Origin of the sequence: Streptomyces sp. 7N604 (assembly GCF_052245475.1) — a bacterium.
Classification (GTDB): Bacteria; Actinomycetota; Actinomycetes; order Streptomycetales; family Streptomycetaceae; genus Streptomyces.
This window is the reverse complement of the sequence record NZ_JBQQBX010000011.1, coordinates 19,472-31,945: the sequence shown is the minus strand read 5'-3', so window position 1 is coordinate 31,945 and position 12,474 is coordinate 19,472. Positions and strand designations below refer to the sequence as shown.

General features: G+C 71.8%; 13 protein-coding genes. 3 read left to right on the top strand and 10 right to left on the bottom strand.

Going from position 1 to position 12,474, the window contains the following annotated elements:
• Positions 1–15: 15 nt before the first annotated feature.
• The 4 genes from ACTWP8_RS13750 to ACTWP8_RS13735 all read right to left on the bottom strand — a co-directional run bounded on the left by ACTWP8_RS13750 (position 16) and on the right by ACTWP8_RS13735 (position 5,639).
• Positions 16–2,127: a BTAD domain-containing putative transcriptional regulator gene (locus ACTWP8_RS13750; RefSeq protein WP_443322429.1), complete on the bottom strand. Its 2,112-nt coding sequence runs from the start codon at positions 2,125–2,127 to the stop codon at positions 16–18.
• 1 nt (position 2,128) lies between these two features.
• The gene (locus tag ACTWP8_RS13745; RefSeq protein ID WP_443316211.1) at positions 2,129–3,424 is read right to left on the bottom strand and encodes a M18 family aminopeptidase; all 1,296 of its coding nucleotides are present in this window, start codon (positions 3,422–3,424) and stop codon (positions 2,129–2,131) included.
• A gap of 194 nt (positions 3,425–3,618) precedes the next feature.
• Positions 3,619–4,980, bottom strand: coding sequence for an MFS transporter (locus ACTWP8_RS13740; RefSeq protein ID WP_443322428.1), 1,362 nt, complete (start codon positions 4,978–4,980; stop codon positions 3,619–3,621).
• Positions 4,977–5,639, bottom strand: a complete 663-nt coding sequence (locus tag ACTWP8_RS13735; RefSeq protein ID WP_443316209.1) for a GntR family transcriptional regulator — start codon at positions 5,637–5,639, stop codon at positions 4,977–4,979. The genes ACTWP8_RS13740 and ACTWP8_RS13735 overlap by 4 nt, the downstream gene beginning before the upstream one ends.
• Positions 5,640–5,845: 206 nt before the next feature.
• Here ACTWP8_RS13735 and ACTWP8_RS13730 point away from each other — a divergent pair, with 206 nt between their 5' ends.
• Both ACTWP8_RS13730 and ACTWP8_RS13725 read left to right on the top strand, forming a co-directional pair.
• Positions 5,846–6,106, top strand: coding sequence for a hypothetical protein (locus ACTWP8_RS13730; protein ID WP_443322427.1), 261 nt, complete (start codon positions 5,846–5,848; stop codon positions 6,104–6,106).
• 14 nt (positions 6,107–6,120) lie between these two features.
• On the top strand, positions 6,121–7,038 hold the full coding sequence (locus ACTWP8_RS13725) for a hypothetical protein (RefSeq protein ID WP_443322426.1): 918 nt from the start codon (positions 6,121–6,123) through the stop codon (positions 7,036–7,038).
• A 38-nt stretch (positions 7,039–7,076) separates the two neighbouring features.
• Here the strand turns inward: ACTWP8_RS13725 and ACTWP8_RS13720 are convergent, their stop codons facing one another.
• The 4 genes from ACTWP8_RS13720 to ACTWP8_RS13705 all read right to left on the bottom strand — a co-directional run bounded on the left by ACTWP8_RS13720 (position 7,077) and on the right by ACTWP8_RS13705 (position 8,956).
• Positions 7,077–7,406, bottom strand: coding sequence for a hypothetical protein (locus tag ACTWP8_RS13720; protein WP_443322425.1), 330 nt, complete (start codon positions 7,404–7,406; stop codon positions 7,077–7,079).
• 118 nt (positions 7,407–7,524) lie between these two features.
• Positions 7,525–7,797, bottom strand: coding sequence for a hypothetical protein (locus tag ACTWP8_RS13715; protein ID WP_443322424.1), 273 nt, complete (start codon positions 7,795–7,797; stop codon positions 7,525–7,527).
• 77 nt (positions 7,798–7,874) lie between these two features.
• Positions 7,875–8,078 carry a DUF397 domain-containing protein gene (locus tag ACTWP8_RS13710; RefSeq protein WP_443322423.1) on the bottom strand — a complete coding sequence of 68 codons (204 nt, stop codon included), beginning with the start codon at positions 8,076–8,078 and terminating at the stop codon, positions 7,875–7,877.
• Entirely contained in the window at positions 8,075–8,956 is an 882-nt protein-coding gene (locus tag ACTWP8_RS13705) for a helix-turn-helix domain-containing protein (RefSeq protein ID WP_443322422.1), read from the bottom strand. The genes ACTWP8_RS13710 and ACTWP8_RS13705 overlap by 4 nt, the downstream gene beginning before the upstream one ends.
• Before the next feature lie 236 nt (positions 8,957–9,192).
• Here ACTWP8_RS13705 and ACTWP8_RS13700 point away from each other — a divergent pair, with 236 nt between their 5' ends.
• Complete coding sequence (locus ACTWP8_RS13700; RefSeq protein WP_443322421.1) at positions 9,193–9,723, top strand: ATP-binding protein; 531 nt, start codon at positions 9,193–9,195, stop codon at positions 9,721–9,723.
• 96 nt (positions 9,724–9,819) lie between these two features.
• Here ACTWP8_RS13700 and ACTWP8_RS13695 read toward each other — a convergent pair whose 3' ends face one another.
• Positions 9,820–11,472 carry a dihydrolipoamide acetyltransferase family protein gene (locus tag ACTWP8_RS13695; RefSeq protein WP_443322420.1) on the bottom strand — a complete coding sequence of 551 codons (1,653 nt, stop codon included), beginning with the start codon at positions 11,470–11,472 and terminating at the stop codon, positions 9,820–9,822.
• Between the two features lie 21 nt (positions 11,473–11,493).
• Complete coding sequence (locus ACTWP8_RS13690) at positions 11,494–12,474, bottom strand: alpha-ketoacid dehydrogenase subunit beta (protein ID WP_443316199.1); 981 nt, start codon at positions 12,472–12,474, stop codon at positions 11,494–11,496.

The following is a 12,474-nucleotide window of genomic DNA, read 5'->3' as shown; positions in this document are numbered from 1 at the left end:
ACCGCTAACCTCCGGCTAACGCTCCGCTGCCCCGGCCGAATCGGCCCCGGACGCATCCCCCTCGCCCGGCTCCCCGCCCCGCGCGAAGAGCTGCACCAGCGCGCTGATGACGTAGCGGTCGGTGGCCTCCTCGTCCACGAGGTGCATCTCGGCGAGCCGGTCCAGGCCGTCCCGGGTGCGGTCGGGGTCGGCGCCCGCGAGTGCGGCCACCGCGGACGCGTCGACCTGGCGGCCCGAGCCGGTGGCCAGCGCGCTCAGCAGCCGCGCGTCGTCCGCCGAGAGCCGGGCCACGGACGTCCGCAGCGCGGCCGCGATTCCGGTGTCCTCGGCGGACAGCAGGGCCAGCCGCCGCCGCTCGTCGCGCAGCGCCGCGGCCAGCCGGGACAGCCGCCAGCGCGGGCGCGCCGTCAGCTGCGCGGCCGCCGCGCGCAGCGCGAGCGGGAGCCCTTCGCACAGACCGACCAACTCGCGGGCGGCGTCCGGGTCGTCGGCGATCCGCTCGGGGCCGAGCACGGTGCCGAGCAGCGCCATGCCCTCCTCGGTCGCCAGTACCTGTACGGGTACGGGCCGGGCGCAGTCGGTGGCGACCAGGCCGTCGAGGCGGCTCCGGCTGGTCACGAGCGTGGCGCAGCCCGCCCCTCCCCCAGACTCCGTCCGGGTGGGGGCACCCCCAGCGGTAGCTGGGGGAGTACCCCCAGGCAGCAGCGGCCGTACCTGCGCAGAACTGCGTGCGTTGTCCAGGACGACCAGGATCTTGCGGCGGGCGACGATCGACCGGTAGAGCGCGGACGCGGCCTCCGCCGACGGCGGGATCTGCCCGGGCGGTGTTCCGAGTGCGAGCAGGAACTCGCGCAGCACGGCCGCGGGCGCCGCCTCGTCGCCTTCGCCGAAGCCGCCGAGGTCGGCGAAGAGCTGCCCGTCGGGGAAGGCGTGGGCGTGCAGGTGTGCCCACTGCACGGCGCACGCGGTCTTGCCGACACCGGCCGGGCCGGTCACGACGGCGACGGGGCTCTCGCCGTTCGCCGTCGCCGTGATCCAGCGGGTGAGGTCCGCGAGTTGTGCCTCCCGGCCGAGGAAGCGGGCCGGGGGCCGCGGCAGGTGGCGGGGGACGGCGTGGCCGGCCGCGGGCGGCGGGGGGCTGTCCGGTGGCGGGCTGCCCTGGGCCGCGCGCGCCGGGTCGCTCCGATCCGCGCGCGCCTGCGGGTCCGCGTGCCCCTGCGGGTCGCCGTACGCCTGCGGGACGCCGTCTGCCTGCCGATCGCCATGCCCCTGCGGGACGGCCTGTGCCTGCCGGTCGCCGTGCCCCTGCGGGTCACCGTGCGCCCGCAGGCCGTCGTGCGCCCGCGGATCGGGGTGGGCCTGTGGAGCGGACGGCGCCGCGGCCACCGCCTCGGCGCGCAGTATCTCCTCGTACGCCCGGCTGAGCCGCTCCCCGGGGTCGACCCCCAGCTCCTCGCCGAGCAACTGCCGGGTCCGATGGAACCAGTTGATCGCGTCCGACTGGCGGCCCGCCCGGTACAGCGCCCCCATCAGGGCCGCCACCAGCCCTTCGCGCAGCGGGTTCGCGGCCGCCTCGACGTACAGCACGGCCGCGGCCCGCTCGTGTTCGCCGAGCGCCCCGTGCGCCCTCGCCAGCGCCTCGACCGCCGCCAGCCTCCGCTCCTCGAGCGCGTGCGCCGCGGCGGCGAACTGCGGTCCCGCCACCGTCCCGCTGAGCGCCGGTCCGCGCCACAGCCCCAGCGCCTCGCGCAGCAGGGGCACGGCGTCCTGCGGCGCCGCCTCGGGCCGCGCGAGGGCCAGCAGCTCGTTGAACCGGTGGGCGTCGATCAGCTCTTCGGGCAGCCGCAGCAGATACGCGCCGGCCCGCGTGGCGAGCTCGATGCCGTACGCGTCGGCTCCGCCCTCCGCCAGGGCCGCGCGCAGCCGCGAGACGTGGCCCTGGACGACCGTACGGGCGTGGGCGGGCGGTTCGTCCTCCCAGAGGCAGGTGATGAGCTGCTCGACGGAGACCGTGATGTTGGGCTGCAGCAACAGCATGGCGAGCACGCTGCGGCGCTTGGCGGGCCCGAGCGGAAGCTCACCGGAGCCGGTGGTGACACCGACCGGGCCGAGCAGCGCGAACTCCAACTCAGTCCTCCAGGAAGGCCGCCAGCACATTCGCCAGCAGAAACGGATCCTCCGCCCCGCACAGTTCACGGGCCGAGTGCATGGAGAGGATCGCGACACCGATGTCGACCGTGGCGATACCGTGCCGCGCGGCGGTGATCGGGCCGATCGTGGTGCCGCAGGGCATGGCGTTGTTGGACACGAAGGACTGCCACGGTACGCCCGCGCGCTCGCACGCGGAGACGAAGACCGCGCGGCCGCGCCCGTCCGTCGCGTAGCGCTGGTTGACGTTGACCTTGAGGATGGGGCCACCGCCCGGCACCGGGTGGTGACCGGGCTCGTGGCGCTCGGCGTAGTTGGGGTGCACGGCGTGACCGGTGTCGGAGGACAGGCAGACGGTTCCGGCGAAGGCGCGCGCCCTGTCCTCGTAGCCGCCGCCGCGCGCGAAGACCGACCGCTCCAGGACGTTGCCGAGCAGCGGTCCTTCGGCGCCCGTGTCGGACTGGCTGCCGTTCTCCTCGTGATCGAAGGCGGCCAGGACGGGGATGTACGGCAGGCTCCGGCCGGAGGTCGCCATGGCGGCGAGCGCGGCCGTACCGGCGTGCACGGACAGCAGGTTGTCCAGGCGCGGCCCGGCCAGCAGCTCGCGGTCCCGGCCCAGGTACGCGGGCGGCTCGACGCTGTGCACCATGAGGTCCCAGCCGGTGACCTCCTCGGCCGGGAGGCCCGACTCCTCGGCCAGGAAGCGGATGAGGTCCCCCTCCTGGACTTCCCCCAGGCCCCAGACCGGCGTCATGTGCCGCTGCTTGTCGAGCTTGAGGCCCTCGGTGTTGACGGACCGGTCGAGGTGCACGGCGAGCTGCGGCACGCGCAGCAGCGGCCGGTCGACGGATACGAGGTGCTGCGCTCCGCTGCGGAGTGTGAGCCGTCCTGACAGGCCGAGGTCGCGGTCGAGCCAGGTGTTGAGCAGCGTGCCGCCGTAGATCTCGACGGCGATCTGCCGCCAGCCGTGCGCGCCGGTGTCGGGGATGGGCTTGACGCGGAGGTTGGGCGAGTCGGTGTGCGCGCCGATGATCCGGTACGGCGTCTCGGCCCCGGCCCCCTCCGGCACGTACCAGGCGACGATGGCCCCGCCCCGCAGCACGTACTTCCCGCCTGCCGCCCCGTCCCAGACGGCGGTCTCCTCGACCTTCCGGAACCCGGCCTTCTCGAGCCGCTCGGCGGCGCTCGCCACGGCGTGGTACGGCGAGGGGCTCTGGGCGAGGAATCCGATCAGGTCGTCGGTATGGCCGCGGTCGAAGCGGGGGTGGGGGCTCATGCCGACAGCATAGAGAGGGGGGCGCGGGCGGCTCGGGTGCGCTACGCGATGCGGCCGCTCGGTTCCTCACGGTGGCGGCTGCTGGGTTCCTCGGCGGCCGATCGGTGCCTCACGGTGGCGGTCGCTCGCTCCGTCCGGGCGGCGCGGCCGGGGGGAAGCCGGCGGCCGCGGCGGGAGGCCGGGGGCTACGCCCGCTACGCCGGTACGTGGACCGTCTCCACGCGGCTCGCCACCACCCGTTCGCGCTCGCGCCGGTCCGCCCGCCCCCGCAGCCGCAGGATCTGCGCGACGCCGACCGCCTCCAGGACGAAGACCGACGCGAAGGCGATCCGGTAGTCGTCGCCGGTCGCGTCGAGCAGGACGCCGATCGCGAGGAGCGTCGCCATGGAGGCGGTGAAGCCGCCCATGTTGACGATGCCGGAGGCGGTGCCGAGGCGCTCGGGAGGGTTGGCGGGGCGGGCGAAGTCGAAGCCGATCATGGATGCGGGGCCGCAGGCGCCGAGGACCGTGCACAGGACGACGAGCAGCCACATCGGTGCGTGGCCGCCCGGCCAGCCGAGAGCCGCGCCCCAACTCAGGGCCGTCACGCCGACCGTGCCGAGCGCGAGCGGCGTACGGGCCTTGTGATGGCGGGCGATGATCTGCCCGTAGACGAGGCCCACGGCCATGTTGGCGAGGACGACCAGGGTGAGCAGTTCGCCGGCCTCGGCCCGGGACAGGCCCTGGGCCTCGACCAGGAACGGCATGCCCCACAGCAGCAGGAAGACCATGGCCGGGAACTGGGTGGTGAAGTGCACCCACATGCCGAGCCGGGTGCCCGGCTCCCGCCAGGCCGCCGCGATCTGCCGCCGTACGAAGCCGCCACCGCGCGCGTGGTCCTGCGCGTGGTGCCGGACCGCGGGCTCCGGCTCGTAGCCCTCGGGGTGGTCCTTGAGGAAGACCAGCAGGAGCACGAGCACGACCGCGCCGCCGATCGCGCTGCCCGCGAAGGCCGGCGTCCAGCCGAGGCTGTGCAGGAGGCGGGAGAGCACGAGCGTGGAGATGAGATTGCCCGCCATCCCGAACAGCGCGGCGATCTGCGCGATCAGCGGCCCGCGCCGGGCCGGGAACCAGCGCGAGCCGAGCCGCAGCACGCTGATGAAGGTCATCGCGTCGCCGCAGCCGAGGAGCGCGCGGGCGGCGAGCGCGGTGGCGTACGAGTGGGAGAGCGCGAAGCCGAGCTGGCCGGCCGTGAAGAGGACAACGCCCAGCGCCAGGACCTTCTTGGTGCCGAGCCGGTCGACCATCAGGCCGACCGGTATCTGCATCCCGGCGTAGACGAGCAGCTGGAGGATCGAAAAGGTCGACAGGGCCGAGGCGTTGATGTCGAAACGATCGGCCGCGTCGAGGCCCGCGACGCCCAGGCTGGTGCGGTAGGTGATGGCAACGAAGTAGACGGCGACGCCGATGCCCCAGACGGCGACGGCCCGCCGTCCGCCGGGGGGATCACCGGGCAGGCGTATGGCAGAGCCAGCGGCTGCGTCGGAGCCGGAGCCGGAGCCCGAGCTGGAGCTCACCGCTCATCACCCCGGACGAGGACGCGGACCCAGCTGACATGCTGGTGTACGGCCTCGGCCGCGGCGTCGGCGTCGCCGGTGCGCAGGGCTTGGAGGATCTCGGCGTGCTCGGCGATGTTCTTGGCGATCCGGTCGGGGTGCGCGTGCATGACCGCGACGCCCATCCGCAGCTGGCGGTCGCGCAGTTGGTCGTAGAGCCGGTCGAGGATCCGGTTGCCCGCGCTGCGGACGATCTCGGCGTGGAAGCAGCGGTCGCTGGCGGCCACGGCGGCGAGATCGCCCTGGGCCGCATACCGCCGCTGCTCCTCCAGCAGCTCCTCCAGACGCGCGATGAGCCGCGGCCCGGCGGGCACGGCCTTGCGGGCGGCGTGCTCCTCGACGAGCAGGCGGGTCTCGACGACATCCCCGATCTCCTGCGCGGAGACGGGCAGCACGAGCGCGCCCTTCTTCGGATAGAGCTTGATCAGCCCTTCGACCTCGAGCCGGAGCAACGCCTCGCGCACGGGCGTACGGGATACGCCGACGGCTTCGGCGAGGTCGCCTTCGGTGAGCAGGGTGCCGCCTTCGTAACGGCGGTCGAGTACGGCCTGCTTGACGTGGGCGTAGACCCGCTCTGCGGCGGGCGGTTGCTTGACGGGGGCGGGGACGGCGGACGGCATGCGCACATCTTAGATACAACAGGGATGCGTCAGCATCGGCCGTCCGCGATACGGACGGGGAGGGGCGCGGTCCGCGCGTTCGGCACACACCCTGCGCACAGCAACTCCCTTGCCACACAAGGGCGGTGATCACTTGTCCTGACGGCCGTAGCGGACCATCGGCTTCAGCCGGCTTCAGCCGGCAAGGACACGGGGGAGGTCCGGGCTTGTCGGAGAGTGCGGCGGACCCGCATACGGATACGACGGATACGGCGGACCCCGCCCTTTCCGGCGAAGGTGACCGCCGCTCCCGGCTCAAGCGCTTCGCCCAGTGGCACTCCCGGATGGGCACCGCGAACAGGATCGCCCTCTACGGCGTGGTCTGCGCCGTACTGGCCTACGTGACCCCGCTGGGACAGGTCCTGTACGAGAAGGTGTTCCCGGACCGCGCCATCGCCCTCCTCTGCTGTTTCTCGGACTGCTGCTGAGCGCGGCCCGCGCGGTGGCGCGCCGTACCGCCGAGGTGCCCGCGCAGCCGTTCCCCTTCTGCCTCGCGCTGCTCACGTTCGCGCCGCTGGCCAATCTGCTCGCACTGACCGTGCTCGAGCTTCCGCGGCTCGCCTTCGAACCGGTGCTGCGCGGCGTGCGGATGGAACAGCTGCTCAATGACGCCCAGAAGAGCTCGGCACACGTGATGCTGCTGGCCAGCGCCGGGGTGTGCGCAGCCATCCTGTGCGCCGGCGTCCGGAGCCGGGGCAAGGACCCGGAGGTCGAGAAGGGCACGGAGAACGAGGAGGGTGAGGAGACCGAGACGGGCGAGGAGGCCGTACGCGGACAGTCGTGGGCCCGGGGTCAACTCCTTGCGTTGCTCGGCCCGAGGGAGACCCTCTGGCGGAGGATCGGCGCGACCATAGTGGTCACCTGCTGCGCGATGCCCTTCCTCAAGCTGCTGACGTCCGGCGCCGCCGAAGCCCTGTTCGCGCTGCCCGCCCGCTCACTGTGCGCCGCAGACGGGGACACCGGTTCCTGCTCCGACGCACTGGTGAAGCTTGTGACCGGTCCGCTGCCGGAGAACGAGATGCCCCCGGTGTCCCCGATCCTCTTCGCCTACGCCACGGTCTACGCCTTCCAGGCATTCGCGCTCTGCTTCGCCTTTGTCATCTTCGGCTTCAGCGCGCCGCCCGGCATCCGGCGCGGCCCGCTCACCACACTGCTGTCCACCTGGGCCGCGTACACCGCGGGCGCCACCGCGTACGCCGCGCAGCTGGACGTTGCCCTCGGACTCGGACGCAGCGTGCCCCTGTCCATGTCCGCCGCCTGGCAGTTCGTACTTCCCCCGAGCGGCCTCCCCCACACCCTGCTCGCGCCCCATTGGTCGCCGGCATCTTTGCCTCGTTCTCATGGGCTCGCGCCCGCCTGAAGGGCCCGCAGAAGAGACCCGCGTCCGGCTGTGAGCCACTACCGCTGCGGCAGTACTTCCAGATGCTTCTCCCCGGCCTTGCGGGGACTGATCGTGTGCCGGTAGTGGCCATCGAACGACAAGATCACCGGACGCCTGAGTTTCCACGCCAGACAAGCGTTGACGGCGTCTGTCAGTCCGATCGCTTGTCCCTGGTACTGGCGGAGAACATCTGCTGCCTCCCGGATCGCCACGTGGTTGACCTGCGCGATGCGCACTTGTCCAACCGAAGCGAGGCCCGCAATGCGCTCTGCTGCCTGCACCGCCGTGGTCTCTCCGGCCCTCGCCATCAACAGGTAGTCGAGTTCCGCGAGTACCAGGGGAGACACGATGAGGATGCGGGATGTCGTGAGAACACCACAACAGCTTCCTTGTGCTGATGGTCGCTGCGATTGAAGGCGGCGAGAAGCACGGAGGTATCGGCGACGGCAAACGGGATCCGCTCGGTCACTGCCCGAACCCGCCGCGCAAGTACTCATCGGCTCGCGCGGACAGATCCGCTGGCCCGTCGAACAGCTCCCAATCCTCAGCACTCGCTGGCCCGGCAGGAATCACCACCCTGCCCGCCACCCACTCCTGCACCATCTCTTCCGGGGTGCGCCCATCAATGGCTGCAAGATCACGCAGTATGTCGGCAACCGCACCGGACACGGTGACCTGCGCTGTGATCGAATCTTCCGGGACGTGAGGCGGCAGGGCTGCCGAGTCTGCGGGACTCATCGCGGATGCTCCCCCTGATTGCGGGTCTCCTTCGTACGGTACCGGGCGCTGCCGGTATACGCCCGAAGGCCGTGTCCCTACGCGGGGTCGAAAGCCCCGCGCACCACGTCGGCACGGAACGTGGACCACTCGGCCGCGCCGAAGCGGAGTATCGGACCCTCCGGGTCCTTGGAGTCCCGTACGGCCACCGTGCCGGGGACGTTGGTCGCGACCTCGACGCACTCGCCGCCACCCGGACTGCTGAAGCTGGACTTCACGAACTCGTACGCGGACACTGTCACATCCCCTTGCGAATGCTGTCGATCAATACTGCGGAGTCGCGCTGCGCCAGGCTCAGCCTGGCCGTCCGGTCGAAGAACGTGCTGTAGATCGCGCCCTCGGCCTCGTTCTCCACCCACACCGTATTCGCAATGGTGTCCACGTGGACCACATCCACTGCCTCCGTCTCAGCAAACGAGAGGATGTTGAACGGCCCCGTGATGCAAGGGTGGCCACCGGCGCGATACGGCAGAACCTGCACGCGCACGTTGGGCAACCGCGCCACGTCCAGCAAACGCTCCAGCTGCGCGCGCATGACCTCGCGCCCACCGACCAACTGACGGAGCGCGGCCTCCCAGACCACCGCGTACACCTGCAAGGGACGCTCGCCAGCGATTCGAGCCTGGCGTTTCATTCTGACCTCGACGATCCGCTCGATCTCATCGGGGTCTTCCCATCGAGCGTCGGTGACGGAGAGCGCGCGGGCGTACTCAGCCGTCTGGAATAGCCCAGGAATCAGGGATAGCTGCCAGGTGCGCACGCGGTTCGCAACGTCCTCCATCGCGATGTACTCAGCCAACGCCCCGGCGTTGGGGGAATGCTGCCACCAGCCCTTGGCCTTGCGGCGCTCGCGGTCGAGCCGGGCCAACTCCAAGAAGCCGCCGACGGTCTTGGTATCGCTCACGCCATAGAGCTCGCACAGCGCCCGGACGTCGGGATCCCGGAAGGGCACCCATCCCCGCTCCATCTTCGCGACCTTGGCCGCCGTAGCACTCAAGGCGGCCGCAGCTTGCGGCTGTGTGAGACCGGCAGCGTCCCGAAGCCTGAGCAGTTCGCCGCCCAACTTTCGTGCCAGCACTGTCGATACGCGATTGCCGAGGCCGGTTGCACTCTCCGCCACTCGCACCACCTCCCAGGAGTCGCACACAGTGTGCAAGCGATCTCAGGGTGCCACAACAGATGGAGATATATATCTCCGAGACTTCTTGCGAAGCGAGCCCGACGACACTACGGTCGGTGCGCAACCGCTCGCACAGCGGAGCCAGTTCGCGGAAGTGCACCGCCTCGCCATGCCTGGCGACGGCGGCAACGCCACCGCCGCACCAAGATCCCCAGCACAACCGGAGGCGTAAGCCCATGGCCGTCCCGCAATCCGACGCCGTCCTCCGCGAGGACGCGCTCAACTACCCCCCGAGCCCGCGCAGCGTCTCCCTCGCCCGCCGACGCGCGGCACGGCTGGTCACCGAGTGGGGGCAGCCCCCATTCGCCAGCGAAACCGCGCTGGTCGTCAGCGAGTTGTCCACCAACGCCCTGCTGCACGGGTCCCTGCGGGGCCGCCTCTTCCGCATACGGCTGGCCCTGACCGCCTCCGCCGTACGCATCGAGGTCAGCGATACGCGCAGAAAACGCCTGCCCCGCGTACAGACCCCCGCCGCAGACGAGCCCTTCGGGCGCGGCCTTCTCCTGATCGACCGCCTTGCTGACCGCTGGGGCACCATGCCGCGCAACCCCGGCAAGACCGTTTGGGCCGAGCTCGACATATGTCGGCCCGCCACTGCCGCGGCGACGCGGCCTCTGCGAGGAGCCGGACAGACTCCACCGGGCACAACAAGCAGTGTGGCCATGGACGACATCGTCGCTGAGCAGCGCAAGATGCGCGGCAAGTGACCGTCGTAGCTACTCGGTCCTGGTGTTCGCACTCGGGTCATGGGACGTCAGGGCCCGGCACATTCCGTCCGGGCCCTGATCATGCATTCGCTCGGGCTACGTCCAGGTGATCAGCCGCTTCGGCTGTTCCAGGACCGCTGCGATGTCCGCGAGGACCTTGGAGCCCAGTTCGCCGTCGACCAGGCGGTGGTCGAAGGACAGCGCCAGCGTCGTGACCTGGCGGGGCTTCACCTTGCCCTTGTGGACCCACGGCTGCAGCTTGACCGCGCCGAAGGCGAGGATCGCCGACTCCCCGGGGTTGAGGATCGGGGTGCCGGTGTCGACGCCGAAGACGCCGACGTTGGTGATCGTGACCGTGCCGCCCTGCATGGCCGCGGGGGACGTCTTGCCCTCGCGGGCCGTGGACACCAGCTCGCCGAGCGCGGCGGCGAGTTCGGGCAGGGTCTTTTCGTGCGCGTCCTTGATGTTGGGCACGATCAGGCCGCGCGGGGTGGCCGCGGCGATGCCCAGGTTCACGTACTCCTTCCGCACGATCTCCTGGTTCGCCTCGTCCCAGGCCGCGTTGACCTCCGGGTTGCGCCGGATCGCGACGAGGAAGGCCTTCGCGACCAGGAGCAGCGGGTTGACCCGCAGACCCGCCATGTCCGGGTCCTGCTTGAGCTCCTGTACGAGCTTCATCGTGCGGGTCACGTCCACGGTGATGAACTCCGTGACGTGCGGCGCGGTGAAGGCGCTGGCGACCATCGCCTGGGCCGTCGCCTTCCGTACGCCCTTGACGGGCACGCGGGTTTCGCGCGGCGCGGCGGGGGCGGCGGCGGGCGCGGGCGCCGGGGCCTCCACCGGTGCGGCCTCGGTCGCCGCCATGGCGGAGGCGGCGGCCGCGTGCACGTCGTCGCGCGTGACGATCCCGTCCGGGCCGGTCGGGGTGACGGTTGCCAGGTCCACGCCGAGATCCTTGGCGAGCTTGCGGACCGGTGGCTTGGCCAGCGGCCGCCCACCCGGCACCGAAGGAGCCGCCGTCCCGGCAGCCCGCGCCCCCGGCTGCGCCACGGCGGCGGCCTGCGGCCCGCCGGGAACCGCGTCGGCCGCACCGGCGTGGCCGTTCAGCTCGGACTGCAGCGCGGCCGCGGCCGGCTGCGCCGCGGGCGCTGCCCCGCCGGCACTGGCGGAAGGCTGCCCCTGCGGCGCCGCGGGTGCCTGGGCGGCGCCACCGGCGCCCGGCTGGGCCGGGACACCCGGGGCCTGCCCCGGCTGCGGCTTGCGCGGGCGGCGCTTCGTCGAGGAGGCGGACACGCCGTAGCCGACGAGGACCGGCTGGCGGCCCTCGGGCTCGGTCTCGCCTTCACCCTCGCCCGGGACCGTCGGCGTGGGCGCGGGGCCGGGCTCGGCCGCCTCCCGGGCCGCCTCCTCCGACTTCGGCGGGTAGTACGCCGGCTGCCCCGCGGCGCCGGGCGCCGCCCCGCCCTCGCCCGGTGCGGCGGAGCCGCCCCCGGGCTCGGTGTCGACGGCGATGATCACCGTGCCCACGTCCACCGTCGTCCCCTCGGGGAACCGCAGCTCATGGACGGTCCCGTCGAAGGGGATCGGCAGCTCCACGGCCGCCTTGGCGGTCTCGACCTCGCAGACCACCTGCCCGTCGGTCACCCTGTCCCCGGGCTGGACGTACCACTTGAGGATCTCGGCCTCCGTCAGTCCCTCGCCCACGTCGGGCATCTTGAACTCGCGGAAGCGCTGACCAATATCCGTCATCGTCACGATCTCCTCGGCCCCTCAGTACGCCAGCGCGCGGTCGACGGAGTCCAGCACCCGGTCGAGCCCCGGCAGGTACTCGTCCTCGAGCCGCGCCGGCGGGTACGGCGCGTGCATCCCGCCGACCCTCAGCACCGGGGCCTCCAGATGGTAGAAGCACCGCTCGGTGATCCGGGCGGCGATCTCCGACCCCGTCCCCAGGAATACCGGGGCCTCGTGCACGACGACCAGCCTGCCGGTCTTCTCGACCGACCGCTGGACGGTGTCGAAGTCGATCGGCGACATCGAGCGCAGATCGACGACCTCGACGGACTTGCCCTCCTCCGCGGCCGCGGCGGCCGCCTCGAGGCAGACCTTCACCATCGGCCCGTACGCGGCCAGCGTCAGGTCCGTGCCCTGCTGGACGACGCGGGCGGAGTGCAGCGGTCCGGGGATGGCGCCGGTGTCGACCTCGGCCTTGTCCCAGTAGCGCCGCTTCGGCTCGAAGTAGATGACCGGGTCGTCCGACTCGATGGCCTGCTGCATCATCCAGTACGCGTCGGCCGCGTTGGAGGGCGAGACCACCTTCAGCCCCGCCACGTGCGCGAAGAGCGCCTCGGGCGACTCGCTGTGGTGCTCGACCGCGCCGATCCCGCCGCCGTACGGGATACGGATGACGACCGGCAGCTTGACCTTGCCCAGGGCGCGGGCGTGCATCTTGGCCAGCTGCGTGACGATCTGGTCGTACGCGGGGAAGACGAAGCCGTCGAACTGGATCTCGGCGACGGGCCGGTAGCCGCGCAGCGCGAGGCCGATCGCGGTGCCGATGATGCCGGACTCGGCGAGCGGGGTGTCGATGACCCGGTCGTCGCCGAAGTCCTTCTGCAGCCCGTCCGTGACGCGGAAGACGCCGCCGAGCTTGCCGACGTCCTCGCCCATGATGAGGACCTTGGGGTCGGCCTCCATGGCCGTACGGAGCGATTCGTTGATCGCCTTGGCGAGCGAGAGCTTCTCGGTGGCCAT

Excerpts from the sequence above, each read along its gene's own strand:
- ACTWP8_RS13700 (WP_443322421.1), top strand. The coding sequence starts at position 9,193 with ATGGCCGTCCCGCAATCCGACGCCGTCCTCCGCGAGGACGCGCTCAAC.
- ACTWP8_RS13735 (WP_443316209.1), bottom strand. The coding sequence starts at position 5,639 with ATGCCGTCCGCCGTCCCCGCCCCCGTCAAGCAACCGCCCGCCGCAGAG.
- ACTWP8_RS13690 (WP_443316199.1), bottom strand. The coding sequence starts at position 12,474 with ATGGCCACCGAGAAGCTCTCGCTCGCCAAGGCGATCAACGAATCGCTC.
- ACTWP8_RS13695 (WP_443322420.1), bottom strand. The coding sequence starts at position 11,472 with ATGACGGATATTGGTCAGCGCTTCCGCGAGTTCAAGATGCCCGACGTG.
- ACTWP8_RS13745 (WP_443316211.1), bottom strand. The coding sequence starts at position 3,424 with ATGAGCCCCCACCCCCGCTTCGACCGCGGCCATACCGACGACCTGATC.
- ACTWP8_RS13715 (WP_443322424.1), bottom strand. The coding sequence starts at position 7,797 with ATGAGTCCCGCAGACTCGGCAGCCCTGCCGCCTCACGTCCCGGAAGAT.